The organism is Streptomyces sp. NPDC046862, from assembly GCF_040704615.1.
Classification (GTDB): domain Bacteria; phylum Actinomycetota; class Actinomycetes; order Streptomycetales; family Streptomycetaceae; genus Streptomyces.
In genome coordinates, this window is sequence record NZ_JBEYXP010000003.1 from 341,942 (window position 1) to 366,549 (window position 24,608).

General features: G+C 69.9%; 28 protein-coding genes and 1 riboswitch. Of the genes, 12 read left to right on the forward strand and 16 right to left on the reverse strand.

Annotated elements, in window-relative coordinates:
- The first annotated feature begins 269 nt into the window (after positions 1 to 269).
- The 5 genes from AB0959_RS05025 (at position 270) to AB0959_RS05045 (ending at position 5,790) form a co-directional block, all read left to right on the forward strand.
- Positions 270 to 1,319 carry a substrate-binding domain-containing protein gene (locus AB0959_RS05025; RefSeq protein WP_366824867.1) on the forward strand — a complete coding sequence of 350 codons (1,050 nt, stop codon included), beginning with the start codon at positions 270 to 272 and terminating at the stop codon, positions 1,317 to 1,319.
- A gap of 114 nt (positions 1,320 to 1,433) precedes the next feature.
- Positions 1,434 to 2,558, forward strand: a complete 1,125-nt coding sequence (locus AB0959_RS05030) for an ABC transporter permease (RefSeq protein WP_366824868.1) — start codon at positions 1,434 to 1,436, stop codon at positions 2,556 to 2,558.
- Positions 2,559 to 2,593: 35 nt separating this feature from the next.
- The gene (locus tag AB0959_RS05035) at positions 2,594 to 3,403 is read left to right on the forward strand and encodes an ATP-binding cassette domain-containing protein (protein ID WP_366824869.1); all 810 of its coding nucleotides are present in this window, start codon (positions 2,594 to 2,596) and stop codon (positions 3,401 to 3,403) included.
- 426 nt (positions 3,404 to 3,829) lie between these two features.
- Positions 3,830 to 4,561, forward strand: a complete 732-nt coding sequence (locus tag AB0959_RS05040) for a lysophospholipid acyltransferase family protein (protein WP_366824870.1) — start codon at positions 3,830 to 3,832, stop codon at positions 4,559 to 4,561.
- Between the two features lie 203 nt (positions 4,562 to 4,764).
- Positions 4,765 to 5,790 (forward strand): NAD-dependent epimerase/dehydratase family protein, encoded by a 1,026-nt coding sequence (locus tag AB0959_RS05045; RefSeq protein WP_366824904.1) that lies wholly within the window; start codon positions 4,765 to 4,767, stop codon positions 5,788 to 5,790.
- 77 nt (positions 5,791 to 5,867) lie between these two features.
- Here the strand turns inward: AB0959_RS05045 and AB0959_RS05050 are convergent, their stop codons facing one another.
- From AB0959_RS05050 to AB0959_RS05085, 8 genes are all read right to left on the reverse strand, one after another.
- On the reverse strand, positions 5,868 to 7,463 hold the full coding sequence (locus AB0959_RS05050; RefSeq protein ID WP_366824905.1) for an alpha/beta hydrolase: 1,596 nt from the start codon (positions 7,461 to 7,463) through the stop codon (positions 5,868 to 5,870).
- 144 nt (positions 7,464 to 7,607) lie between these two features.
- Complete coding sequence (locus AB0959_RS05055; RefSeq protein ID WP_366824906.1) at positions 7,608 to 8,366, reverse strand: urease accessory protein UreD; 759 nt, start codon at positions 8,364 to 8,366, stop codon at positions 7,608 to 7,610.
- A complete protein-coding gene (gene ureG / locus AB0959_RS05060) occupies positions 8,363 to 9,040 on the reverse strand; it encodes an urease accessory protein UreG (RefSeq protein WP_366824871.1) in 678 nt (225 codons plus the stop codon). The genes AB0959_RS05055 and ureG overlap by 4 nt, the downstream gene beginning before the upstream one ends.
- Positions 9,041 to 9,245: 205 nt before the next feature.
- Positions 9,246 to 9,929: an urease accessory UreF family protein gene (locus AB0959_RS05065; RefSeq protein WP_366824872.1), complete on the reverse strand. Its 684-nt coding sequence runs from the start codon at positions 9,927 to 9,929 to the stop codon at positions 9,246 to 9,248.
- Positions 9,930 to 9,994: 65 nt separating this feature from the next.
- Entirely contained in the window at positions 9,995 to 11,716 is a 1,722-nt protein-coding gene (locus AB0959_RS05070) for an urease subunit alpha (RefSeq protein ID WP_366824873.1), read from the reverse strand.
- Positions 11,709 to 12,020 carry an urease subunit beta gene (locus tag AB0959_RS05075; protein ID WP_366824874.1) on the reverse strand — a complete coding sequence of 104 codons (312 nt, stop codon included), beginning with the start codon at positions 12,018 to 12,020 and terminating at the stop codon, positions 11,709 to 11,711. Before AB0959_RS05075 ends, AB0959_RS05070 begins: the two co-directional genes overlap by 8 nt.
- A gap of 18 nt (positions 12,021 to 12,038) precedes the next feature.
- Positions 12,039 to 12,341 (reverse strand): urease subunit gamma, encoded by a 303-nt coding sequence (locus AB0959_RS05080; RefSeq protein WP_010355509.1) that lies wholly within the window; start codon positions 12,339 to 12,341, stop codon positions 12,039 to 12,041.
- A 201-nt stretch (positions 12,342 to 12,542) separates the two neighbouring features.
- A complete protein-coding gene (locus AB0959_RS05085) occupies positions 12,543 to 12,818 on the reverse strand; it encodes a type II toxin-antitoxin system Phd/YefM family antitoxin (RefSeq protein ID WP_366824875.1) in 276 nt (91 codons plus the stop codon).
- Positions 12,819 to 12,963: 145 nt separating this feature from the next.
- Between AB0959_RS05085 and AB0959_RS05090 the strand changes: the two genes are divergently transcribed.
- The 5 genes from AB0959_RS05090 (at position 12,964) to AB0959_RS05110 (ending at position 16,215) form a co-directional block, all read left to right on the forward strand.
- Positions 12,964 to 13,311: a hypothetical protein gene (locus AB0959_RS05090; RefSeq protein WP_366824876.1), complete on the forward strand. Its 348-nt coding sequence runs from the start codon at positions 12,964 to 12,966 to the stop codon at positions 13,309 to 13,311.
- Positions 13,312 to 13,486: 175 nt separating this feature from the next.
- Positions 13,487 to 14,122 carry an ATP-dependent Clp protease proteolytic subunit gene (locus tag AB0959_RS05095; RefSeq protein WP_366824877.1) on the forward strand — a complete coding sequence of 212 codons (636 nt, stop codon included), beginning with the start codon at positions 13,487 to 13,489 and terminating at the stop codon, positions 14,120 to 14,122.
- Positions 14,123 to 14,129: 7 nt separating this feature from the next.
- Positions 14,130 to 14,438: a hypothetical protein gene (locus tag AB0959_RS05100; protein WP_366824878.1), complete on the forward strand. Its 309-nt coding sequence runs from the start codon at positions 14,130 to 14,132 to the stop codon at positions 14,436 to 14,438.
- Between the two features lie 337 nt (positions 14,439 to 14,775).
- Positions 14,776 to 14,978: riboswitch (cyclic di-AMP (ydaO/yuaA leader) on the forward strand.
- A 3-nt stretch (positions 14,979 to 14,981) separates the two neighbouring features.
- Entirely contained in the window at positions 14,982 to 15,455 is a 474-nt protein-coding gene (locus AB0959_RS05105) for a C40 family peptidase (protein ID WP_366824879.1), read from the forward strand.
- Positions 15,456 to 15,660: 205 nt separating this feature from the next.
- A complete protein-coding gene (locus AB0959_RS05110) occupies positions 15,661 to 16,215 on the forward strand; it encodes a DUF6328 family protein (protein ID WP_366824880.1) in 555 nt (184 codons plus the stop codon).
- 24 nt (positions 16,216 to 16,239) lie between these two features.
- Here the strand turns inward: AB0959_RS05110 and AB0959_RS05115 are convergent, their stop codons facing one another.
- A complete protein-coding gene (locus tag AB0959_RS05115; RefSeq protein ID WP_366824881.1) occupies positions 16,240 to 16,698 on the reverse strand; it encodes an ATP-binding protein in 459 nt (152 codons plus the stop codon).
- Between the two features lie 251 nt (positions 16,699 to 16,949).
- On the opposite strand from AB0959_RS05115, the gene AB0959_RS05120 reads away from it, so the two are divergent.
- Complete coding sequence (locus tag AB0959_RS05120) at positions 16,950 to 17,813, forward strand: helix-turn-helix transcriptional regulator (protein ID WP_366824882.1); 864 nt, start codon at positions 16,950 to 16,952, stop codon at positions 17,811 to 17,813.
- A gap of 10 nt (positions 17,814 to 17,823) precedes the next feature.
- Positions 17,824 to 18,054 (forward strand): DUF397 domain-containing protein, encoded by a 231-nt coding sequence (locus AB0959_RS05125; RefSeq protein ID WP_366824883.1) that lies wholly within the window; start codon positions 17,824 to 17,826, stop codon positions 18,052 to 18,054.
- Positions 18,055 to 18,162: 108 nt separating this feature from the next.
- Here AB0959_RS05125 and AB0959_RS05130 read toward each other — a convergent pair whose 3' ends face one another.
- The 7 genes from AB0959_RS05130 to AB0959_RS05160 all read right to left on the reverse strand — a co-directional run.
- Positions 18,163 to 19,293 (reverse strand): 8-amino-7-oxononanoate synthase, encoded by a 1,131-nt coding sequence (locus AB0959_RS05130; RefSeq protein ID WP_366824884.1) that lies wholly within the window; start codon positions 19,291 to 19,293, stop codon positions 18,163 to 18,165.
- Positions 19,294 to 19,518: 225 nt separating this feature from the next.
- Positions 19,519 to 20,232 carry a Fic family protein gene (locus AB0959_RS05135; protein WP_366824885.1) on the reverse strand — a complete coding sequence of 238 codons (714 nt, stop codon included), beginning with the start codon at positions 20,230 to 20,232 and terminating at the stop codon, positions 19,519 to 19,521.
- A 232-nt stretch (positions 20,233 to 20,464) separates the two neighbouring features.
- On the reverse strand, positions 20,465 to 21,187 hold the full coding sequence (locus AB0959_RS05140; RefSeq protein ID WP_366824886.1) for a FadR/GntR family transcriptional regulator: 723 nt from the start codon (positions 21,185 to 21,187) through the stop codon (positions 20,465 to 20,467).
- Positions 21,178 to 22,191 (reverse strand): aldo/keto reductase, encoded by a 1,014-nt coding sequence (locus tag AB0959_RS05145; protein WP_366824887.1) that lies wholly within the window; start codon positions 22,189 to 22,191, stop codon positions 21,178 to 21,180. The genes AB0959_RS05140 and AB0959_RS05145 overlap by 10 nt, the downstream gene beginning before the upstream one ends.
- A gap of 70 nt (positions 22,192 to 22,261) precedes the next feature.
- A complete protein-coding gene (locus AB0959_RS05150; RefSeq protein WP_366824888.1) occupies positions 22,262 to 23,356 on the reverse strand; it encodes a sugar kinase in 1,095 nt (364 codons plus the stop codon).
- A complete protein-coding gene (gene eda / locus AB0959_RS05155) occupies positions 23,353 to 23,985 on the reverse strand; it encodes a bifunctional 4-hydroxy-2-oxoglutarate aldolase/2-dehydro-3-deoxy-phosphogluconate aldolase (RefSeq protein ID WP_366824889.1) in 633 nt (210 codons plus the stop codon). Before eda ends, AB0959_RS05150 begins: the two co-directional genes overlap by 4 nt.
- Positions 23,982 to 24,608 (reverse strand): SDR family oxidoreductase (locus AB0959_RS05160; RefSeq protein WP_366824890.1); only part of this gene is annotated, 627 nt, incomplete at its 5' end. The genes eda and AB0959_RS05160, both read right to left, overlap by 4 nt.

The window sequence follows — 24,608 nt, forward strand, 5'->3', positions numbered from 1 at the left end:
GTGGAGAGAATATAAAACAGTCCAAAGAAGCCTTGCCGAGTGCTGACCACCACCCGGCAGGGCCCTTTGGCCTGCGCAAAAGCAGGCGCGAATCTCCGTGACCTTTTCGTTGGAATCAACCTTGCGGAAGCGCATTGACACGTTCGGCCAAAGGGGCGCTAATTTTCGCCAAAGAGACCGCGAACGGTCAGTCCCGCATTCTCAGCGGGCCCCTGGCGCCGCACAGATTCCGCAGGCGCGCATTAACTCTCCAAAGAAGAGGTAGGACCATGCCGCACTCCGCTCACTCGTCCCGAAGAGCCCGCCGGGTCTCCGGTTGGCGAGCGCTCGCCGTCGTCCCCGCACTGGCCCTTCTCGCGGTCGGCTGCGCCAACGGCTCGGACGACACCGCGTCGGCTTCGGGCAAGGGAACGTCGCTGAAGTCGGGCCTCGGCAGCAAGGCCAAGGACCGCAAGGTCACCTTCCTGCTCCCCCAGGACCCCGGAGACCCGTTCTGGACCACCATCGCGCAGGGCGCCAAGGACGCCGCGCAGTTGCTCAACCTGAAGCTGAACATGCAGACCAGCTCGGGCGACCAGTCCAAGTACAACGACCTGATCGGCAGCGCGGTCGCAGACAAGCCCGCCGCCCTGGCCGTCGTGCTCGACGACCCCAACAAGTACACCGAGAACGTCTGCGCGGCCCAGAAGGCCGGCATCCCCGTGATGACCTACAACATCACCCAGGAGGGCAAGGCCGGAGCCTGCACGCTCGGCTTCGTGGGACAGGACTTCGAAGAGGTCGGCTATCTGCTCGGCAAGCGCCTCCTCGCCGACCACCCCGAGATCGGCAAGGGCGACACCGTCCTGACGCCCGTCGAGTTCCCGGACCAGGTCTACGCGGTCCAGCGCCACGCCGGCGTCAAGCGCGCCCTGGACGAGGTGGGCGCCAGGACGGACATCCTCGGCACGGGCATCGAGGACTCCGCCGCCCTGGACAAGATCACGCAGTATCTGCTCGGCCACAAGAAGACGGCCGCCATCGTCCCGCTGGGCGGCACCCCGCACCGCAACGTCGTCAAGGCCATGGAGGACTCCGGTGTGAAGGTGCCCGTCGTCGGCTTCGACCTGGCGCCGCAGATCGTCACCGGTATCGAGTCCGGCGCCATCGACGCGGCGGCCGACCAGCAGGGCTACGTCCAGGGCTTCCAGACGGTCATGGAGCTCGGTCTGAAGCTGGACTTCGGTCTGAGCCCGGCCGGCATCAACTCCGGCGGCAGCGGCCTGGTGGACAAGTCCAACGTCGGCATCGCCAAGGACCTCGCCGGAAAGGTCCGCTGACCCGCGCGGTCCCGGCCTGAAGGCACCACCTCACCCGCCGACGATCCGGCTCGGGGCGGCCAGGCACCATCGGCCGGCCGCCCCGCCCATCCCAACCAGGAAGGCAGTACCACCATGAGCGAGCCGAGCGGTCGGACGACCGCGGGGAGCATCCCGGCGGCAGGGGCCGCCGCCGTCGACGAGGACGCCACAGCAGACGTCACAGCGGGGGGAGCGCCCGTCCGGAAGCGGACTCTCGCGGACACCGCCCACGCCACCACCACCGACCGGCTGACCGAGCGCCTGCGCCAGATCCGCGGGCGTGGCGCGCTGGAGATCGGCCTGGTCTTCCTGCTGGTGCAGCTCGGCTGCGTCGTCTACTACCTCGTGGACCCCGTGGGCTTCCCCTACCTGGAGAAGTCGAACTTCAACGTCCTCAGCCAGAGCGTCCCCGTGCTGGCGATCCTCGCCATCGGCGCCGGCATCCTGATCATCGCCGGTGAGTTCGACCTGTCGCTCGGCGCCAACTTCACGTTCTGTGCGCTGGTGTTCACCAGGTGGTACTCCGACGGGGCGAGCGCCTGGACCGCCACCGGCATGGCCCTGGTGACCGGCATCGCGATAGCCCTGCTCAACGGCCTCCTCGTCACCAAGGCCAGGATCCCGTCCTTCATCGTGACGCTCGGCATGATGCTCTTCTGGGAAGGAGCGGCGCTCTTCTACAACGGCACCACGGCCGCCCTGATGGTCCCCAGTGACACCGTGAAGCAGGTCTTCACCGCCGACCTCGGCTTCTTCCGCGGTCAGGTGCTGTGGCTGCTCGGCGTCGGCGTCCTGTTCTGGCTGCTGGTGCACCGGCACAGACTCGGGAACCACGTCTTCGCCGTCGGCGGCAATCCGGCCGCCGCCCGCGCGATCTCCATCAACCCCGACCGGGTCAAGATCATCGCGTTCGGCATCCTCGGTCTGTGCGTCGCCCTCGCCGCCGTCCTGACCGCCGTCCGCACCGGTTCCGTCCAGCCCGGCACGGGCCGAGGCATGGAGCTGAAGGCCATCGCGGCGGCCGTCGTCGGCGGAGTCGCGCTGTCCGGCGGCCGCGGCAGCGTCCTCGGCATGGTCCTGGGTGCGGCCCTCATCCTCACCGTGCAGGACATCCTGCTGCTCGGGGGCGCGCCCGGCTTCTACCTGGATCTCTTCGTGGGCCTGATCATCGTCGCCGCGGCCTTCTTCAACCGCATGATCGAGGGGAAGGCGAAGTGAGCGCCGCCGCGCCCACCGCCGGAAACGGAGCAACCATGTCCCCCACCGCCACCGCCACCGCGGAGCACACCGGCGAGGTGCTGCTGGAACTGTCCCGCATCACCAAGCGGTACGGAGCCAACACCGTCCTCGCCGACGTCAGCTTCACGATTGGTCAGGGCGAGGTGGTCGGCCTCCTCGGAGACAACGGCGCCGGCAAGTCCACCCTGGTCAAGACGATGTCCGGAGTCGTCACCGCCGAGGAGGGCGACTACCTCTGGCGCGGCGAGAAGCTGACCGCGCCCAGCCGTCAGGAGACCGAGAAGCGCGGTGTCGAGACGATCTTCCAGGACTCCGCCCTGGTGCCGTCCATGACCATCACCCGCAACATCTTCATGGGCCGTGAACTCACCAACGCCCTCGGCCTGCTGAAGCTGCGGAAGATGGACGAGATCGCCGCGCGGATCCTGGACAGCGTGGTCACCATCGAGGGCATCAAGAGCCCCCGCCAGCTGGTGGGTTCGCTCTCCGGCGGCCAGCAGCAGGCCGTGGCGATCGCCCGCGCGGTGCACTTCAAGCGCAGCCTGCTGATCCTGGACGAGCCGACGAGCGCGCTGGCCGTGCGCGCGACCGAGGCCCTGCTCAACTACCTGCTGCAGCTCAAGCAGGAGGGCGTCAGCTCGGTGCTGGTCACCCACAACCTGCACCACGCCTACCAGATCTGCGACCGGCACATCGTGATGAACCACGGCCGCAAGATCCTCGACATGCGCCGTGAGGACACCAGCGTCGAGGAACTCACCGCCGCCGTCGTCGAGGGACCGGAGGGCCTGCGCCGCCACCGCGAGGGCAAACCCCTCGCCTGAGCGAAACGGCTCGCCGACAGGACCGCCACGGCCGTCGAGGCCGGACCCACCACCCAGTGAGCTGGGCGGGTCCGGCCTCGCCGCGTTGATCCGGGCGGGAATCCCCACGAACGGCGGCACCTTGCGGGCACCGTGCACGAGAACGCCCCCACGAGCCGCACATCGACACTTCTGGGGGCTCCAAGTGGCACGGCGAATCGGGCTACGATCAAGTGTCGGGCGCCGCAGGACGAGTCTCACCTGCACCCGGACGCCTGACGAGCGTGCGCGAAGTCAGCAAGGAGTCAGCATGAGTGCGACCAGACCCGACCACAGGCGGCTGCGCCCTCAAAGCGATTGAGTCCGTAGATGTGGGCTGTCAGGTGGCAGAACACGCCTGCAGAGCCGATCCGGTCACAGTGAGCCGGTAATAGTGAGAGGGACACCGTGTTCTACTACGTGCTCAAGTACGTGCTTCTCGGACCGCTGCTGAGACTGGTCTTCCGGCCTCGAATAGAGGGCCTCGAACACGTGCCGTCGTCGGGTCCCGCCATCATCGCGGGCAACCACCTGTCGTTCTCGGACCACTTCCTGATGCCCGCCGTGCTCAAGCGCCGCATCACGTTCCTCGCGAAGGCCGAGTACTTCACGGGTCCCGGCATCAAGGGCCGGCTGACGGCCCACTTCTTCCGCAGCGCCGGGCAGATCCCGGTCGACCGCTCCGGCAAGGAGGCGGGCCAGGCCGCGATCCGCGAGGGCCTCGGCGTGCTCAGCAAGGACGAGCTGCTCGGCATCTACCCGGAGGGCACGCGCTCGCACGACGGCCGCCTGTACAAGGGCAAGGTCGGAGTGGCGGTCATGGCGCTCAAGGCCGGGGTTCCGGTCATCCCCTGCGCGATGATCGGCACCTTCGAGGCGCAGCCGCCCGGCAAGGTCATCCCGAACCTCCACCCCGTGGTCATCCGCTTCGGCAAGCCCCTCGACTTCTCCCGCTACGACGGCATGGAGAACGAGAAAGCCATCCTGCGGGCCATCACCGACGAGATCATGTACGCGATCCTCTCGCTCTCCGAGCAGGAGTACGTCGACCAGTACGCGGCCGTCGTCAAGGCCCAGCAGGCCGAGGAGAACGCGGCGAAGGCGAAGGAGCGCCGGTTCCCGAGGATGCCCCTCAGCTGACGAGACGCTCCGCGGGCCGAACAGCGCGCTGGGCTCCCTGAGGTGTTTTTCGCCCCCGCCGCACAGCTTTTGAGGGGCGCGGGGAACTGCGCGACCAGCCCCCACCCACCCGCACCCACCCGCACCCACACCGACTCTGCTCACAGCCAAACACCTGGGATCACCCCCCTCCCCGCCCATACGGTCACCACATGAGACGAGCTGTGGTGATCGGAGCGACAGGACAGATCGGGCGCGTGGCCGTGGGCGCGCTGGCGCGGGACGGCTGGGAGGTGACAGCGCTCTCCCGGACCGGCGGACGGGACGACGGATGGCCCGCCGAGGTACGCGCCGAGGCGGCCGACCGTTCGGACGACACCGCCCTGGCCACCGCCATCGGCGACGGCTGCGACGTCGTCGTGGACATGGTCGCCTACGGCCCGGAACACGCACGACAGCTGACCAACCTCGCCGACCGCGTCGGCTCGGCCGTGGTGATTTCCAGCCTGTCGGTGTACGAGGACGACAAGGGCCGCAACTTCGACACCCAGGCGGAGCCGGACGGCTTCCCCGAGTACCCGGTGCCCCTCTCCGAGGGGCAGCGCACCGTCCAGCCGGGCGAGACCTCGTACAGCACCCGCAAGGCGGCCCTGGAGCGCGACCTCCTCGCCGCCGCCGACCGGCTGCCGACCACGTTGCTGCGCGCGGGCGCGATCCACGGACCGTACGGCCGTACGCCCCGCGAGCTGTACTTCGTCAAGCGCAACCTGGACGGGCGCCCCCGGCGCGTCCTCGCCTACTCCGGGGAGAGCCGCTTCCATCCGGCGAGCGTCCACAACATCGCCGAACTGATCCGCCTGGCCGCCGCACGGCCGGGTGCACGCGTCCTGAACGCCGTCGATCCCGACGCGCCGACGGTGGCGGAGATCGCGGCGGCGATCGACGCCGTCATGGGCGTCGAGGCGGAGAACGTGCTGGTCGACGGCCCCGCCCCGTCACCCACGGTGGGTGACACACCGTGGTCGGTCCCGGTGCCCGTGGTCTGCGACATGTCGGCGGCGGAGCGGGAGCTGGGCTATCGCCCCGTGGCCCGGTACGCGGAGACGCTCCCGGACACGGTCGCCTGGATCGAGCGCCGGCTGAACGGCCACCGGGACTGGCGGGAGGCGTACCCCAGGATGGCCGAGGTGTACGAGGATCTCTTCGACTACGCGGCGGAGGACGCGTGGCTGGCCGGACGCCGGCCGTGAGGAGCCGGTAGGCACAAAGACCCGTAGGTACGAGGAAGGGGGCGACCGGAGACCCGGTCGCCCCCTTCACCCGCGCCCTACGGCTTCGGCGTGGCGTGCGGTGCGCACGTCACGTCGGACTTGCCCACCTGGCCGGTGAGCAGGTAGCTGTCCACGCGCTCGTTGACGCACGGGTTGGTCAACCCGGTGACGCCGTGCGAGCCCGCGTCCTTCTCGGTGATGAGGCGGGAGCCCTTGAACCGCTGGTGCAGTTCGACGCCACCCTCGTACGGGGTGGCCGCGTCGCGCTCGGCCTGGACGATCAGGACGGGCGGCAGGCCCTTCTTGGTCTTCACCTCGACCGGGGTGTGCTGCTGGGACTTCCAGGTGGCGCAGGGCAGGTTCATCCAGGCGTTGGCCCAGGTCATGAACGGGTAGTCCTTGTGGAGCCGCGTGTTGTCGCGGTCCCAGGTCTTCCAGCTCGTGGGCCACTTGGCGTCGGCGCACTCGACCGCGGTGTAGACGGCGGTGCCGTTCTCCGAGGCGGCGTTGCCCGCGGTGTCGGAGAGGTCGGGTGCGGCGGCGTCGACGAGCACCTGGGTGTCACCGGCGACGTACTTGCTCCACACGGTGGCGGTGGGCACCCACGAGGAGTCGTAGTACGGGGCGCTCTGGAAGAAGGAGATCAGCTCGGCCGGGCCGACGACCCCGCCGATCGGGTTCGCCTTGGCGGTGGCGCGCAACTCCACCCACTCCGCCTGCACTTCGGCCGCGGTGTCACCGAGGTGGAACGTCGCGTCGTTCTGCGCGACCCACGTGATCCAGTCCTTCCAGCGGCCCTCGAAGGCGACGTCCTGGTCCAGGTTGGCCTGGTACCAGATCTTCTCCCGTGACGGGTTGACGACGCTGTCCGCGATCATGCGGCGCACATGGGTCGGGTACAGCGTGCCGTAGACGGCCGCGATGTACGTGCCGTACGAGACGCCGAGGAAGTTGAGCTTCTTCTCCCCGAGTGCGGCCCGGATGACGTCCAGGTCGCGGGCGGTGTTCGGCGTCGTCATGTACGGCAGCATCTCGCCGCTGCGTTCCTTGCAGCCGTCCGCGTACTCGGCGGCGAGCTTGCGCTGGGCACGCTTGTCGGCCTCGGAGTCCGGGACCGGGTCCGCCTTGGGCGCCTTGACGTACTCCTGCGGGTCGATGCAGGAGATGGGTGCCGAGTGGCCGACGCCGCGCGGGTCGAAGCCCACGAAGTCGTACGCCTTCGACGTGTTCGCCCAGAGCGGGTTCTTGGTGGTGACCCGGCGCGGGAAGCGCAGGCCCGAACCGCCCGGCCCGCCCGGGTTGTAGACGAGCGCGCCCTGCCGCTCGGACTTGGTGCCCGTGTTGCCGATGCGGTCGACGGCGAGCTTGATCTGCTTGCCGTACGGCTTGGCGTAGTCGAGCGGCACCGTCACCCAGCCGCACTGGATCGGCTTCTCCAGGCCCCAGTCGGTGGGGCAGTCCTTCCAGTCGATGCCCTTCTTGGCGGCCTTGGCCGCCGCGATGGCCGCACCGCGCGCCTGCGGGTCCTTGACGGTGCGGGCGTCCGCGCTGGCCGAGGGCGCGGTGACGGCGCCCGCTATCAGTGCGGCGGTGACGAGTGCTCCGGCGGAACCGAACGCAGCGGCGCGCCCAGTGGGTCGCTTACCTCTCAACCTCAAGTGAGAACTCCCCCTACTTTGTCGTGATGGTCACGGGGGATCCTCCCGGCTGTGAGGCTGCTGAGAACAGATGCGGCGAGGCTTCTTTACTATTCCGATAACCGGTGTGCGATGTTCCGTTGAGCGGTGGGGCGCGTGTCAGCCGAGTGACGCGAGTGCCTCGTCGAGCACGCGCCGCAGCCGCAGGGCATCACTGGCGAGCGCCGTCACGAGAACGCCGGGCCCGGCGAGCGGGCTGAGGGCAGCGTACTCACCGAGCGCCCGCGGCGCGGGCATTCGGTCCTCGAACTCGGGCCGTACAACGACGAGTTGCCCGAGCGCGCGACACCCCGCCAGCACGGCGGGACCGTCCCATCCTCCCGGAGCCCCAGGCCCGCAGGCCACCTCCTGGTCGAGCATGGTCCGCCCGTCGAGCCTGATGGTCAGACGGCTGGTGAGCCGCCCCGGTTCCTCCCCGGCCCGCCCGAGCACCTGCTCCTCACGGAAGACGAGCCGGGCACCGGAGGCCAGCTCCACACGCGAGGACACCTCCAGCTCACTCTCCTTGGCGGAGATCAACTGCTCGGGCATCCACCGCAGTTCACCTCCAGGTGCGACGGTGAGCCGTACGTCGTAACGCGCCTCGCCCTTCGCCTGCCCCGGCAGGGCGATGGTGGCGGCGGCCGACCCCACATGCAGTCTGGCCCGTTCCCCGACCTGCGCCTCCACGGCGAAGCGGTCCCCGCCGAGCGGCCCGCTCATCGCCCCGACGAGCATGACGCGCGCCTCGTCGCCACGGGCCCGGACGCGCCGCAGCGCGAGCGGGCCGTCTCCTTCCAGCACGGGGAGCGCGGTTCCGCCCCGCGCGTCGTCCCGCGCCGAGATCCGCGCGGTGGCCCGCACCCCCGCCGTCGTCATGCCGTCCACACGGCGAGCTGCCCCCGCACCCAGGCGGCGACGGCCGAGACGCCGCTCTCACTCCGCAACGACTGGAACACCACGGGCAGTTCGGCCCGCTGCGCCTTCGCGTCCGCGGCCATCCGGGCGAGATCGGAGCCTACGTGGGGCGCGAGGTCCGTCTTGTTGACGACGAGCAGATCGGCGGTGGTGACCCCGGGTCCGCCCTTACGCGGAATGTCGTCCCCGCCGGCGACATCGATCACGAAGATCTGCGCGTCCACGAGCCCCTTGGAAAAGGTCGCGGTCAGGTTGTCCCCGCCCGACTCGACGAGAACGAGATCCAGCGGCCCCACCTCGTCCTCCAGGTCCTCGACCGCTTCCAGGTTCGCCGAGATGTCGTCCCGGATGGCGGTGTGGGGACACGCGCCGGTCTCGACCGCGGTGATCCGCTCGGGCGGCAACACGGCCTCCCGGAGGAGGAATTCGGCGTCCTCGCGGGTGTAGATGTCGTTGGTGACGACGGCCAGGGAGAGTTCGTCGCGCAGGACACGGCAGAGCGCGGCGACGGTGGCGGTCTTACCGGACCCCACGGGCCCGCCGAGCCCGATACGCAGGGCACGGCGAGTCCCGTCGGGACGTTGCGCGTCGGCACTGACGGCGGAGGGGCCGTCGTGGGTGTGGTCGAGATGCATGGCAATGGCTCCTGTCGTGGGGCTTGGACCTGGACGTGGGCTGCTCTGGGCTGGGCTGGGCTGGGCTTGGTTTCGCTTTCCCCGGCCGGGACTTGGGTTTTCAGCCCGTCCGGCGTTTGAGGACGAGGCCGTTCAGGCCGATCGCGGGGATCTGGGGGCGCAGCCCCCAGGGATGGGACGGGTAGGGGCGGCGGGGGCGAGAAACCTACGAGGCGAACAACCGCACAGGCCACCCCGCATGCGCCTCCGCACTGATCTCCAACAACGGAGCCGAAGCCGCGGGCAAGGCATCAACCCCCTCCCCCACCACCCTCCGAGCCGCCTCCACCGCCAGATGCACCACAAGATCCATCTCAGGAGCCAACCGAGCCACCACCCCGGTCGCATCGAACGGATCAAGGCTCAGCAACCGCACCGTCGCCGTGGCCGGCCCACTCACGCACTCGTACACGGAGCAGTACGCGGCGTCCTCCGCCCCCAGCCCCGCGGCCCGCGCCGCGACCCCGAGCACCACGGGCTGATGCGCCCCCTTGGGGAACTCCCGTGCGAGCGCGTCGAGTTCGGCGGAGGGCCACGTGGCCCGGGCCGCCCGCATCAACTGCCGCCCCAGCTTCCGCGCCGCGCCCCGCAGCGCGGCGGACGGCGTCCGCGCATCCGCGGCGCCGTCCAGCTCCACGGGATCAACCCCGAGCGCGGCCGCCGCGGCCAGCCCCGCCGAGACCAGCCCGGCCGTGTGCAGCCGCCCCCGGCAGAACTCCGCCAGGCCCGCCGCCCCCGAGGCACCTGTGATCCGCCCGGCCTTGACGGCCGCCTCGGCCCCGCCGGAGTGCGCGTGCCCTCCGGCGGGAAAGCGGCCGTCGGCCAGGACGAGTAGTGCGGCCCGTGACATCGCCATCCACCTCTGACCTCAAAGATTCGCCATCCGCCTCTGCACCTCAGAAGAGCCTCTGAACCTCAGAAGAGGAAGTACCGCTGTGCCATGGGCAGTTCGGCGGCGGGAGTCGCCTCCACCAGCTCGCCGTCGATGTGCACGGCGAAGCTGTCGGGGTCGACACGCACCTCGGGCCGCGCGTCGTTCTCCCGCATGTCGGCCTTGGTGACCCCGCGCGTCGACTCGATCGCGGCGAACCGCTTGCCGAGCGCGAGCCGCTCCGGCAGCCCGTCCTCGATGGCGAGCGGCGCCACGAAGTTGAACGAGTTGGAGGCGGGCGCCCGTCCGATCGCCCCGTACATCGGCCGCGGGAGGATCGGCTGCGGCGTCGGGATCGAGGCGTTCGCATCGCCCATCTGCGCATAGGCGATCTGGCCGCCCTTGATGACGAGATGCGGCTTCACCCCGAAGAACGCGGGCTCCCACAGGACCAGGTCGGCGAGCTTGCCGGTCTCGACGGAGCCGATCTCACCGGCGAGCCCCTGCGCGAGCGCGGGGTTGATCGTGTATTTGGCGACATATCGACGTACACGATGATTGTCCGCGCGGCCGTCTCCCGGCAGTGCACCCCGCCGCCCCTTCATGACGTGCGCGGTCTGCCAGGTCCGCAGAACGACCTCGCCGACGCGCCCCATGGCCTGGGAGTCGGACGAGATGATCGAGATGGCGCCGAGGTCGTGGAGTATGTCCTCGGCCCCGATCGTGGAGGGCCGGATCCGGGACTCGGCGAAGGCCAGGTCCTCCGGCACCGCCGGGTTGAGGTGGTGGCACACCATCAGCATGTCGAGGTGTTCCTCGGCGGTGTTGACGGTGTACGGCCTGGTCGGGTTGGTGGAGCTCGGCAGCACGTAGGGCTCGGAGACCACGGTCATGATGTCGGGCGCGTGCCCGCCGCCCGCGCCCTCGGTGTGGTACGCGTGGATGCCACGCCCGCCGATCGCGGCCAGCGTGTCCCCGACGAACCCGGCCTCGTTCAACGTGTCCGTGTGGATGGCGACCTGGATGCCGGTCTGGCCGGCGACGGTCAGGGAGGCGTCGATGACGGCCGGGGTCGAGCCCCAGTCCTCGTGCAGCTTCAGCCCCAGCGCGCCGCCACGGATCTGCGACAGCATCGCCTCGTGCGAGACGGTGTTGCCCTTGCCGAGGAGCCCGATGTTGAGCGGGTACTGCTCCATCGCCTCCAGCATCCGCGCCAGGTGCCACGGACCGGGCGTCACGGTCGTGGCCTTCGATCCCTCGGCCGGCCCCGTGCCGCCGCCGACCAGCGTGGTGACACCCGCCGAGAGCGCCTCGTCGGCGATCTGGGGGCAGATGAAGTGGACGTGCGCGTCGACGGCGCCGGCGGTCAGGATGCGCCCGTTGCCCGCGATGACCTCGGTCTCCGGGCCGATGACCAGGTCCGGGTGGACGCCGTCCATGGTGTCGGGGTTGCCGGCCTTGCCGATGCCGGTGATCCGGCCGTCGCGGATGCCGACGTCGGCTTTGACGATGCCCCAGTGGTCGACGACGACGACACCGGTGATGACGGTGTCCGGGGTGCCTTCCGCCCGCGTGGCACGGGCCTGGCCCATGGATTCGCGGATGACCTTGCCGCCGCCGAAGACCGCCTCGTCACCGGCGAGCCCGGGGCCACCGCTGCGGTCCTCCTCGATCTCTATCAGCAGATCGGTGTCGGCGAGCCGTATACGGTCACCGGTCGTGGGGCCGAACAGATCGGCGTACGCCGCACGAGAGATCTCAGGCATCGAGGGCACCTCCGGTCTCGCCGCGCAGGCCGGGCACGATGCGGGCACCGGTGAGGGATACGAGTTCCACGTCGACGGGGATTCCGGGTTCGAAGCGCACGGCGGTGCCGGCGGCGACGTTCAGCCGCTTGCCCCGGGCTGCCGCGCGGTCGAACTCCAGGCCGGGGTTGGCCTCGGCGAAGTGGTAGTGGGAGCCGACCTGGACGGGGCGGTCGGCGGCGTTGAGGACGGTGAGCCGGGTGACCTCGCGGCCCTCGTTGTAGACGATCGGGCCGTCGTCGAACAGGATCTCTCCGGGAATCATGGTCAGCTCTCTCCCCCGTCAGACGATCGGGTCGTGGACGGTGACGAGCTTGGTGCCGTCCGGGAAGGTCGCCTCGACCTGGACGTCGTGGATCATCTCGGGGATGCCCTCCATGACGTCGTCCCGGGTGAGCAGTTTTCGCCCGGATGCCATGAGTTCGGCCACGGTACGGCCGTCACGTGCGCCTTCGAGGATGTGCGACGTGATGAGCGCGACGGCCTCCGGGTGGTTCAGCTTCAGGCCGCGGGCCCGGCGCTTCTCGGCGACGTCGGCCGCCACGTGGATCAGCAGCCTCTCTTGCTCGTGCGGGGTCAGTTGCACGGCGTCCCACCTCACAGTCCTCGCTCCGGACCGTGCGGGGTCCGGTTGCCGCGACCACCGGGCGAAGTCGCTGGTGGCGTGGGCGCAGGCTAGTTGGGTGGCGTTTCAGCGACGTTAACCGACACCTGTTCCCCTCAGCTCCGCGCGCCCTGGTCCCCGTGGGCACGCGGGGGCTCTCAAGCAGCAGCCGTCGCGGACCGCTTACGACGCGCTCGTCCCCCGATGTTCCGCCGTTATCCCGAACCGCTGGCGCTCGCGCGGGGCCGACGCCACGTCGCGGACGCCTGAGACCGAGCTGATCACGGGTTCGTCCGCCTCGGCCGTCTTCTCCAGCTGCTCCAGGTCGCCGGCGGAGACAAGGGCGACGAGGGGCTTACCGTGCCGCGTCACGACGACGCGCTCGCCGCCGTACACCACGCGGTTGATCAGGTCGGCGAGTTCAGCCCTGGCTTGTGTCACCGGAATCTCGTAGGCCATGCCGTCCAGCTTAGACCGGGGCTCCGACAGCGAGCCTTGAGCGGAAGATCCCCTTCTGCCCCGCCGCGATCGATTCGTTCATACGATCGATCGTGGACCTTCAGAAGAGGCGTCCATGACAACCAGCGACTACCAGGAGGGGACCATGTCCAGCATTTCCAGGCGCTCACTGCTGGGGTATTCGGGGACGGCGGCAGCGGGGGCGGTGCTCACGTCGGCAGGGGCGGCACAGGCCGAGGAGGACGGAGCGAGCACGAGCGACTCGGCGGCGGTCGAGTTCCCGCCCGGCACCGAGTTCCGCGGCAGCGTCGCCCTGCCCGACTCCGACACCACCGTCGAGATCAGTTTCACGCTCCTGAGCGCCCAACACGCACCCGAGCCGTACCGGCTCACGGAGCTGGATATCGCGAACGCCCTGAACGAGCTCGTCATGTCGCACGGCTGGTCACCGATCACCTTCAGGGGCAGACCCGCCCCCGTCGCGATCAACTGACCCCCGGCACGCTCAGCCCCAGGGCGCCCCGGACCGCTCCGGTCCGGGGCGCTGCCATGTCCACGCCCGGCGAGGCCCCGCCCTGGTTTCGCTCTCAGCGTGCCCCGCCCCTCTGACCACAGAGACGTACGTCCTGTACATTTTTTACAGAACTCGATCAGAGGAGGCGCCCGCCATGAGCCGACCGTCCGCCCGCTACGTCCTGCCGGAGTTCACCGAACGCACGAGTGCGGGCCTCAGGACGATGGATCCGTACTCGAAGCTGCTGGAGGAGCGGATCGTGTTCCTCGGGACGGCGATCGACAACACGTCGGCGAACGACGTGATGGCTCAGTTCATGTATCTGGAGCACGCCGCGCCGGACCGGGACATCTCGCTCTACATCAACTCGCCGGGCGGCTCGTTCACCGCGATGACGGCCCTCTACGACACGATCCAGTACGTCACCTGCGACGTGGAGACCGTCTGCCTGGGCCAGGCGGCGTCGGCCGCCGCGGTGCTGCTGGCCGCCGGCACCCCGGGCAAGCGGTCGGCGCTGCCGGGCGCCCGCGTGCTGATCCACCAGCCCTCGCTCCACGAGCCGATCCAGGGGCAGGCGTCCGATCTGGCCATCCAGGCCGACGAGTTGATGCGCAACCGCCGGAAGCTGGAGGAGATACTCGCCCGGCACACCGGTCAGAGCGCCGAGCGGGTGAGCGACGACATCGAGCGGGACAAGATCCTGGACGCCAAGGCGGCCATGGAGTACGGCCTGGTGGACCGGATCATCCCCAGCCGGAGGACCTCGCGCGACCTGCCCGGCGCGAGGTGAGCCGTCGATGCTCCCACCGGACCTGCCGCCGCTGCCCGCGCTCACCCGCGCCGAGGCAGAGTTGATCGACCGCTACCTCGACGTGGTGGACCTGCTCGGCCGGATCAACCCGGCCCGCCCCGGCGACACCTACCGCGGGCTGCGCGCCGCCCAGGCCCTGGTCGCCAAGGCGACGGCCCTGCGCGCCGCGCTCGAACTGATGCACACCCGGGGTGAGAACGAGGTGCACGCACCGACTCTCGCGCGGGCCCTGCGGGTCCTCGACGGTGAGCGTCGTACGGCACGCATAGCACTGCCTCCCGAACCGGAGGGCTGACGCACCGGCACGGATCCGGGTCGCGTGCCGAACTGACGAGGCGTCCGGTCCGGATCTCGAACGGACCAGAGGACGTACCGACGAACGGGGCAGATTTCGATCCCTTCTCGGGCCCAGGAAAGTTGCGCAACCCGCGTACCACAACGGCGGAATCGACTGTTTCTTCGCTGGTCCGGCGCTCGTCGGCCTCCTTGACTCCCGGGCGTGGGAATGGCTGTCCACCCGAACGGGTGAGTGGTGAGTAACCCCACAAACTGCCGATTCCGTTCGCCGTTTTGGACATTCGTGCGTCAAGATCCGTACCTGACGACAAGCCCCCGCCACCGCGGCGGGGCGGTCCGGGCGGACGCCGAATCCTGCCGCCGCCCGGATGACCGGTCGACAGGAGTGGATCGGCAGGAGTGGAGGACCCAAGCACGACGGGTCGCCGGAGCGTCAGTTCCGAGCAGCCCTTGGGGTGAAGCCGCGGCAACGCGGCCGGGCAACTTCGCCAGCCCGAATCCGACAGGTCATCCTTCACAGGCGGCTGACGAAGGGTTGCGCATGACTGCGCTCAATCGTGTCCCGTCGCTCATGGTCCGGGCCGGTACGGCCTCGGCTCTCACCATCGCCGCAGTGGGCGGCAGCATCGTGGCCCCTGGCGTCGCGTCAGACGCGGAGGCGGCCGCCCCGGCGACCAAGGCCTTGCAGGTCGCGGCGTCCAAGAAGGGCTCGCCCTACAAGTGGGGTGGCACGGGCCCCAAGAGGTTCGACTGCTCCGGGCTGACGCTGTACTCGTTCAAGAAGGCGGGTAAGAAGCTCCCCCGTACGGCCCAGGCGCAGTACAACAAGACGAAGCACATCTCCGCCAAGAGCCGCAAGGCCGGAGACCTCGTCTTCTTCCACTCGGGCTCGAGCGTCTACCACGTCGGCATCTACGCCGGGAAGGGCAAGATCTGGCACTCCCCGAAGAGCGGAGAGGTCGTGAAGCGAGAGAAGATCTGGACGAAGAGCGTCTGGTACGGCCGGGTCCGCTGACCCGCCCGAGGGGCGACGGCGGTGAGGGCAGCCGTCGCCCCTCGGGGTCCAGCGGCGGTCCCGCGCGGGGCCCAGCGCCTCGCGTGGGCCCAGCCGCCTCGCCGGGACCTGACCGTCCCGCACCGGGGGCCCGGCCCGTGACGTGACGTGCCCGGCCGGCGCCTCCCGGTGCGTGACGCGGGCCGGGATGGTTACTCGTTCATCCATGTCCGACAACCAGAGTGCCCACCGGGGACGCAACGAGACACCCCTGGAGAGAGCCGACCGCAACTTCGTCGAGCTGCTCCAGGAGCTGCGCGTCACCCAGACCGGTGTGCAGATCCTCTTCGCCTTCCTGCTGACCCTGGCGTTCACCCCGCGCTTCCCGTCCCTCGACACGGTCCAGCGCGTCACCTACGTCACCACACTGCTGCTGGCGGTCCTCGCGGCGGCGCTCTTCACGGCCCCGGCCGCGCTGCACCGCTCGCTCTTCCAGCAGAACGCCAAGCCGCTCATAGTCCAGGTCTCCTCCCGGCTGGCCACCGTCGGCCTGGGTGTGCTCATGCTGGCGTTCACCGGGTCGGTGCTGCTCGTCGTGGACGTGACCCTGGAGCGGAGCGCCGGTGTCGCCGCCGGGGCCGGCACGTTCGGCGCCTGTGTCGCGTTGTGGTGGGTGCTGCCCCGCTTCGTACGGCGGTCCGGCCTCCGCGGGGACGCTGCCGCCACATCCACACGGTCTCCCGAACGGTCTCCCGAAGCGGTGCCGCCCGGAGACCGGTGAGGCCCTGGTCGCGGGCCCGTCCGCTCAGGGATCTTTCTGCCCCGCGGCGGTGACCGGCTGGACGGGGATCGTCCACGGCAGTTCGATGGCCACCGTCTTGCCGCCCTCCCGGGTTGGTCTGACGCTGAGTCTGCCGCCGCACTCGGCGGTCAGCCAGCGGATGATGACCAGGCCCCGGCCGTTGTCCTGCTGAACGGCCGCGGGCAAACGTTTCGGAAAGCGCGGGTGGCTGTCGGTGACGCCGATCCGCAGCTGCTCGTCACGGTCGAGCGCGATGTCCACGGTGAACGTGGGTGACTGCCCGAACGTGTGCTGGACGGCGTTGGTGGCGAGTTCGGACACGATCAGCCGTACGGTGTCCGCGACTTCCGCGTCGCTCGGCAGGCCCCATTCGGCCAGCACGGTGGCGACGTATGTGCGAGCCGCGGAGACCGAGGCTGGATCGCTCGGCAGAGTGACGGATGCTTCCTGATGGTCTGCCATGGCGACGTCGTCCCTTTCCCACGGGACCGGAGTCCGACACGGAGCCGGATGGATTCGAGTACGGTCCCGGACTGGTGCTTCGCGCCAGATTGCCATCACCAGGGCCGTCGCGGTGCCGATCCACCAAGATATGCATATATCTGTCGCTCGAAGCGGTGAACTCTCCGACGACCGACCGTATTTGGGCGGGCCTTTCGGTCCATCCTCTACCGTCGCCCCCGGCACCGCGGCCGGGCGGAAGGAGACGACCCATGCAGTACGGTCCTGCGGTGCGCCGACGCAAACTCGGCACGGAATTGCGTGACCTGCGCACCCGCGTCGGCCTCACCAGCATCGAGGCGGCGCGCCTCGTCGGCTGGCACCAGTCGAAGGTGAGCCGCATCGAGACCGGCTCCAGTGGAGTGAAACCGGCCGACGTGCGCCGCCTGCTCGACGCGTACGACGTCCGGGATCCCGAGTTGCGGGAACTGCTGCTGGCCCTGGCGGGCGGCGAGGACGGCGGTGGCGGCCGGCAGAACTGGTGGCACGCCTACCGCGGGGTGCTGCCTCCCACGTACCGGGACTTCATCAGTCTGGAATCCCAGGCCAGCGGCATGCGCACGCTGGAGACCTCGGTGGTGCCCGGGCTGCTGCAGACCCCGGAGTACGCCCGCGCGGTGACCCGTGCCGCGGTGGAGGGCCTGGACGAGGACAAGCTGGACGCGCTGGTGGAGGTGCGCATCGCACGACAGGTCGTGCTGCACGGAGATCCCCCGCTGGAGTTGAACGCGCTCCTGGACGAGGCCGTGCTGCGCCGGGAGGTCGGCGGACCGGAGGTGATGGCGCGGCAGTTGCGACGGCTGCGGGAGGCGGCGGCCTTGCCGCAGGTGCGACTCCAGGTGCTGCCGTTCACTGCTGGGGCACATGTGGGCATCACCGGTCCTTTCGTAATCTTCTCATTTTCGCGCACTACTGATCTGGACGTGGTTGTTCTCGACCACTTGACGAGTAGCCTCTACCTCGAGCGGAAAGAAGACCTCCAGGCGTATGTCGAGGCCTTCAACGCCCTTCAGATCCACGCCCTTTCGCCCGAGGAATCGTTGGATTACATCGCCGGGATAGCCGCCGGCGCGTAAGGAGGCACCCATGTCCGCAACTTCACTGCCTCGGAACGTCCCCTCAAGTACCGCATTGCGCGATGTGCGGTGGCTGCGCAGCAGCCGCAGCACCGGAATGAACAACTGCGTCGAGACGGCCCGTCCCGGTCCCGGCCTCTGGGCCGGACAGGTCGCCGTGCGCGACTCGAAGAACACGACGGGGCCCGCCCTGCTGTTCACCCCCGAGGCCTGGGAGGGGTTCATCGCGGCGCTTCGGTGACCGCACCGACCACCACGTCCACGACCAGTCCCCCACCACTACCAACACCACGATCACGTCCGCGTGATCATTCCCCTCGATCGCGGTGCACGGCCGTGTCACGCCGACTCACGGTCGCGTCTCGCCGATCACCCGTACGGCTCGGTCGAGTTGCCCGTCGGTGAGATCCGCACGGGCGGTCAGCCGCAGCCTTGAGATGCCGTCGGGTACGGACGGTGGGCGGAAACAGCCGACGGCGAGACCGGCCGCTCGGCAGTCCGCCGCCCACCGCACCGCCTGTTCGGGGGACGGCGCGCGCACGGAGACCACGGCGGCGTCGGGCCGCACCGCTTCCAGGCCCGACGCCGTCAGCCGTGCGTGCAGTTCCGTCGCCACCTCGCGCGCCCGCGCGGCGCGCTCGGGCTCCCGGCGCAGCAGCCGCAGCGCCGCGAGGGCCGCCCCGGCCGCGGCCGGGGCGAGACCGGTGTCGAAGATGAAGGTGCGGGCCGAGTTGACCAGATGGTCGATGACCCGCGCCGGGCCGAGTACGGCACCGCCCTGGCTGCCGAGCGACTTGGACAGCGTGACGGTCACGACGACGTCCTCCGCGCCCGCGAGCCCCTCCGCGTCACCGGCGCCCCGGCCCCCGTCGCCCAGGACACCGAGTCCGTGCGCGTCGTCCGCCAGCAGCCCGGCCCCGGACTCCCGGCAGACAGCGGCCAGTTCGGCCAGCGGGGCCGCGTCGCCGTCCACCGAGAACACCGTGTCGGACACGACCACCGCCGGCTGTCCGCCACCGGTGTCGAGCGCCTTGCGGACGGCCTCCGGGTCGGCGTGCCCGACCACCTGCGTGGTGCCCCTGGCCAGCCGGCACCCGTCGATGAGGGAAGCGTGGTTGCCCGCGTCCGAGACGATCAGCGATCCGTGCGGGGCCAGCGCGGTGACCGCGGCGAGGTTGGCCGCGTACCCGGAGGAGAAGACCAGAGCCGACTCGAAGCCGCAGAAGGCGGCCAGCTCGCGCTCCAACTCGCCGTGCAGCTCGGTCGTGCCGGTGACGAGCCGTGAGCCGGTGGAGCCGCCGCCCCACCGCCGCGCGGCCTCGGCGGCGCCCTCGGTGACCTCGGGGTGCCGGGCCAGGCCCAGGTAGTCGTTGCTCGCGAGGTCGAGGAGCGGTGAGTCGGCGGACCGCGGGCGCAACGTCCGTACGAGTCCGGCACGGCGGCGCGCGTCCGCCTGCTCGTCGATCCAGCCGAACGCCATGGTTCCTCCGAGCGGGCGTGCGAGGTCTTTGCAGGACGTCTTTGCAGGCGTCTTTGTAGGCAGTGCACAGACCCTAGCGGGGCGGCGAGCCACACAGGATGTGGCAATACCCACACCCAGAATTATCAAGCGAAGAATCAACACAGGTCAGAGGCGGTATCACACCCTAGCTCGAAGATCGTTTCTCACGGCCTGTGGGGGTACTCGATGCCTTCCTGTACCCCGTCAGGTGCGGTAGGGGTGTGTCAGGGGCATGGGGGTCCGCGCGATGTGGATGGCGTCCTGGGGGAACTGGGGGCCGGCAGTGTAGTAGCGCGCCCGGGTGCGGCCGACGGGCTGGAGGACGCCGCTGGCCGTGAGGTCTAGGAGGTCGCGTTGGGCCTGCTGGAGGCTGAGGTCCTCGGCGTGCTGGTAGCGGGAACGGCGCACGCGTCCGGCCATGGCGACGTCATGGAGTGCGGTGACGGTGCGTTCGTCGAGGCCCTGGCTGTCGGCGAAGCCGCCGAGGGAGGTCCAGACGCGGCCCGAGCGGGTGAGGCGGCCCTGGACGGTCTGTGCCTGCTGGTGGTAGGCGGTGAGGTTGAACCTGATCCAGCCGGAAACGTCCTGGTCGGGATGGTACTGGCTGCCTCGGTCGTTGAGCTCGCGGTAGTACTCCCATGTGTTGCCCGGTCGGCCCAGCCAGCTCTCGATGGAGGAGAACTCCGGTGAGAGGACTCCTTCTCTGGCGATCATGAGGGTTTGCAGGGAGCGGGACATACGGCCGTTGCCGTCGGCCCAGGGGTGGATGGAGACCAGATGAAGGTGTGCCATGGCGGCCCGCACCAGGGCGTGTGTGCCGTCGTTCTCGTTGAGCCAGTCGACTAGTTCCTGCATCAGACCGGCGACGAGCGGTGCATCGGGGGCGGTGTAGGCGGCGACGGCATCACCCGATGACATAGTGACGCAATCATTACGTCAAACGGTCGGGTCCGGTCCGTACACCCGGCCGGGCTTCACGCTCCAGCACGACCAAACTGCCGGCCGACACCCGCCGAACCGGAAGCACACGGCGAGGACAGCGACAACCGAGCACGTCTCGTCGACACGCCCGCGCCCGCATCCATGCCGCCCGCGGCATCCCGCTCGTCACGCCACTGCACAAACGTCCTCTGGTCCCGGGCATCGGCCGTCACTCGTCGGCTGTAGCTCCGAAGCGGAGGGGTTTGCCCGAGCGCAGGTGTTCCCTCAGCCACTGCTCGGTGTTGCTCACGTGCAGCAGCGCGGCGGCCTGGCTGAGGGCGGCGTCGCGGGTGGAGAGGGCAGTGAAGATCGCCTCGTGCTCGGCGAGGGTCCGGCCCGCGGCCTGGGCGTCGACCAGGCCGCGCCAGATACGAGCGCGCAGGGTGCGGCCGGAGACGCCCTCAAGAAGGGTGAGCAGGGTCTCGTTGCCGGTGGCGGAGACGACGGCGCGGTGGAAGGCGGCGTCATGGGCGTTGAGCTGCTCGACGTCGTCGCGGGCCTCGCGCATGGCGTCCAAGTGGCTTTTGATCTCGGCTAGTTGCTCGTCGGAGATCCGGGTGGCGGCCAGCGCGGTGGCGACCGGTTCGAGGAGCCGTCGCACCTCCATGAGATCCTGCAGCGCGGCCGAGTCGCCCTGCAGCAGTTCCACCGCGCCGCCGAGCCCCTCCAGGAGCAGGCTCGGCTGCAGGCTGGTCACGTATGTGCCGTCGCCCCGCCGGATCTCCAGGACCCGCGCGACGGCCAGTGCCTTGACCGCTTCGCGGGCGAGGTTGCGGGACAGACCCAGCTGGGCGGCCAGGTCCGGTTCCGGCGGCAGCTTGGAGCCCGGTGGCAGCGCTCCCGTGCGGATCAGCTCACGGATCTGCTCTATGGCCTTGTCGGTCAGAGACACCGCGCACCCCTTTCGGGCCCGTTCGCCGCGGGCACGTCCGACCTGATCAGTCCTTCGGCGCGGAGATCGTCCCAGAGGCCTTCGGGGATGTGCCGACGGTGGAGTTCCACGTTACGCATGACCTGTTCCGGGTTCCGCATACCGAGGGTGACGTTGATGATACTGGGATGCGTGTGGGGGAAGGCGATCGCGGCGGCGGGCAGGGTCGTGCCGTGCGCAGCGCAGACATCGGCGATCGCCAGAGCACGGGCCACCAGGGCGGGCGGGGCATCCTGGTAGTCGTACTTCATGCCTTCGGCGGGACGGTCGCGGGAGAGCAGACCCGAGTTGAACACACCCACGGCCACCACGCTCTTGCCGAGGTCCCGAGCGGCGGGCAGGACGTCGTCCAGCGCCGACTGGTCGAGGAGCGTGTAGCGCCCCGCGAGCATCACCACGTCGGCTGCGGTCTCGCGTAGGAAGCGGGTGAGCATGGCCGACTGGTTCATGCCGGCACCGATCGCCCCGATCACCCCTTGATCGCGCAGTTCCGCCAGGGCGGGCATGGCCTCCTCGGCGGCCTGCCTCCAGTGGTCGTCGGGGTCGTGCAGGTAGACGACGTCCAAGCGGTCCAGGCCTGTGCGCTCCAGGGTCGCCTCGATGGAGTGGAGCACGCCGTCACGGCTGAAGTCCCACTGTCTGCGCAGGTCGTCCCGCACCATGAAGCCTTCGTCGTCGGTGCCGCGCGGGCTTTCGTTGGGGACGAGCAGCCGGCCGACCTTGGAGGAGACGACATACGCGTCGCGTGGACGCTTCCGCAAGGCGGCTCCCAGGCGGCGCTCGGAGAGGCCGAGCCCGTAGTGCGGTGCGGTGTCGAAGTAGCGCACACCCGCCTCCCAGGCCGCCTCGATCGCGGTTTGCGCGTCGTGCGCAGGGGTGACGCGGTAAAGGTTGCCGATGCCGGAGGCCCCGAAGCCGAGTGCGGTGACCTCGACAGGGGTGTTCGCGATCTTCCGGTGCCCCATGGTCCGATTGGTCGAATGTGTCAACTGTGCTCCTCCGGAGTGCGGTTCGATGCGGCGGCTCGCAGGCCGGTCATCTTCTGACGGCGGCCGAGCCGCCTGCCATGAGCGCCTCGACCTCGGCGAGCGAGGCCATCGAGACGTCACCGGGCGTGGTCATGGTGAGTGCGCCGTGGGCGGTCCCGTAGGCCAGAGCGCGTTTCAGGTCGGCGACATCGAGGTTCGCCGCGGGACCGGCATGGCCCGCCGAGCCGCCTTCCCTTCCGTTGCGGTTCAGCAATCCGTAGATCAGGCCGGCCGCGAAGCCGTCGCCGGAGCCGATGCGGTCCAGAACGTGCAGACCGGGCATCTCGGGGCCAAGGACACAGCCGGTCCGGGCCGACCAGGCCGCCGACGACCAGTCGTTCACCCCGGCCGAGGGCACTTCGCGCACGGTCGTCGCCAGCACCCCTGCCTGGGGTAGGCGTCCGGCCACCTCGGCGAGGACGTCCTGCACCTCGTCGGCCTCGACGCGTACTGCCCCTGGGAAAGTTCCGGCCAGGCCCAGGGCACCCACCACGACATCGGCGTGCCGGGCCAGCCGCAGATCGACCTCACGCGCCCGGTCCGCGCCGCCCCGGCCGTCCCAGAGACTGGGGCGGTAGTTGGGGTCGTAGGAGACCGTCACGCCGTGCCGGCGTGCGGCCGACATGGCCTCGTCGGCGACGTCCACGGTGGTGTCGGAAAGGCCGGCGAAGATGCCGCCAGTGTGGAACCAGCGCACCTCTGCCGAGAAGACCGCGTCCCAGTCGACGTCCCCTTTGTGAAGCTGCGACACGGCCGTACCCGCGCGGTCGCTGACGCCCAGTGCGCCTCGGATGCCGTAGCCGCGTTCGACGAAGTTCAGTCCGTTGCGGGTGGTGCGGCCGATGCCGTCTGCGGTCAACCAGCGGATGAGCGAGGTGTCGACGCCGCCCTGGAGGATCAGGTCCTCGACGAGACGCCCGACCGCGTTGTCGGCGAGAGCGGTGACGACGGCCGTGCGCAGGCCGAAGCAGCGACGCAGACCTCGTACGACGTTGTACTCACCGCCGCCTTCCCAGACCTGGAAGGTACGACTGGTGCGGATCCTGCCCTCACCCGGATCGAAGCGCAGCATCACCTCGCCAAGGGCCAGCACGTCGATCACGTCATGCTCCTCTCCATGGCCTCGGCAGTCAGCCGGCGGATCTCCTCGTAGTCGCCCCGCTCCACGTGAGCGGGGGTGGCCATCCAGCTGCCGCCGATGGCGAGGACCGCCGGGTCGGCGAGGTAGGCGGCCAGGCGTGATGCATCGATCCCGCCGGTCGGTATGAACCGCGCCTGCGGAAAAGGCGCTCCGAGCGCTCGCAGCGTCCGGATGCCGCCGAGGGGCTCGGCGGGGAAGAGCTTGACGGTGTCGAGGCCGGCCCGCAGGGCGTGCATCAGCTCGGTGGCGGTGGCGATGCCGGGCACCACCGGCACTCCCAGCTCCCGGCATCTGACGACGACCTCCTCGTCGAAGCCGGGTGACACGACGAAGCGGGCCCCTGCCGCCACCGCACGCTCCGCCTGTTCAGGAGTGAGGACGGTGCCGGCGCCGACGGCCAGGCCGCCGTGCGCGGCCATCTCCTTGAGTACCCGCTCGGCGCCCCGGGTACGGAAGGTGACCTCGGCGCAGCGGGCGCCGCCCGCCGCGAGCGCGTCGGCCAGCGGACCGGCAGCCGTGACAGAGGGCACGGTCAGCACCGGCATGATCCGAGCGCCGGCCAGTATGGAGGCCATGTCGGGGCCGCTCATCGGCCGAGCCATCCGCCGTCGACGGGCAGGACGGTGCCGTGGACGTAGTCGGCGGCACCGGAGGCCAGGAACACGGTGGCGCCCGCGAGGTCGTCGGCGGTGCCCCAGCGTCCGGCCGGGATGCGTTCGAGGATCGCCTTGCTGCGCGCCGGGTCGTCCTGCAGGGCCTGGGTGTTGTCGGTGGCGATGTAACCCGGTGCGATGGCGTTGACGTTGACGCCGTGCGGCGCCCACTCGTTGGCCAGGGCCTTGGTCAGTCCGGCGATGCCGTGCTTGGCGGCGGTGTAGCCGGGGACGGTGATGCCGCCCTGGAAGCTGAGCAGCGACGCGGTGAAGATGATCTTCCCCCGGCCGCGGGCCACCATGGCCGCGCCCACCGCCCGGGTCAGCGCGAACTGGGCGCTGAGGTTGACCTGGAGGACCAACTCCCAGTCTGCGTCGCTGTGTTCGGCTGCCGGAGCGCGGCGGATGGTGCCCGCGTTGTTGACCAGGATGTCCACCGGCCGCTCGCGTCCGGCGAGGTTTTCGCCGAGCGCCCGTACGGCGTGGGGGTCGGCGAAGTCCGTCCGGATCGCCTCGAAGGAGCCGCCCGCTGCGAGCACGTCCTTCTCCACCGCGCTGTC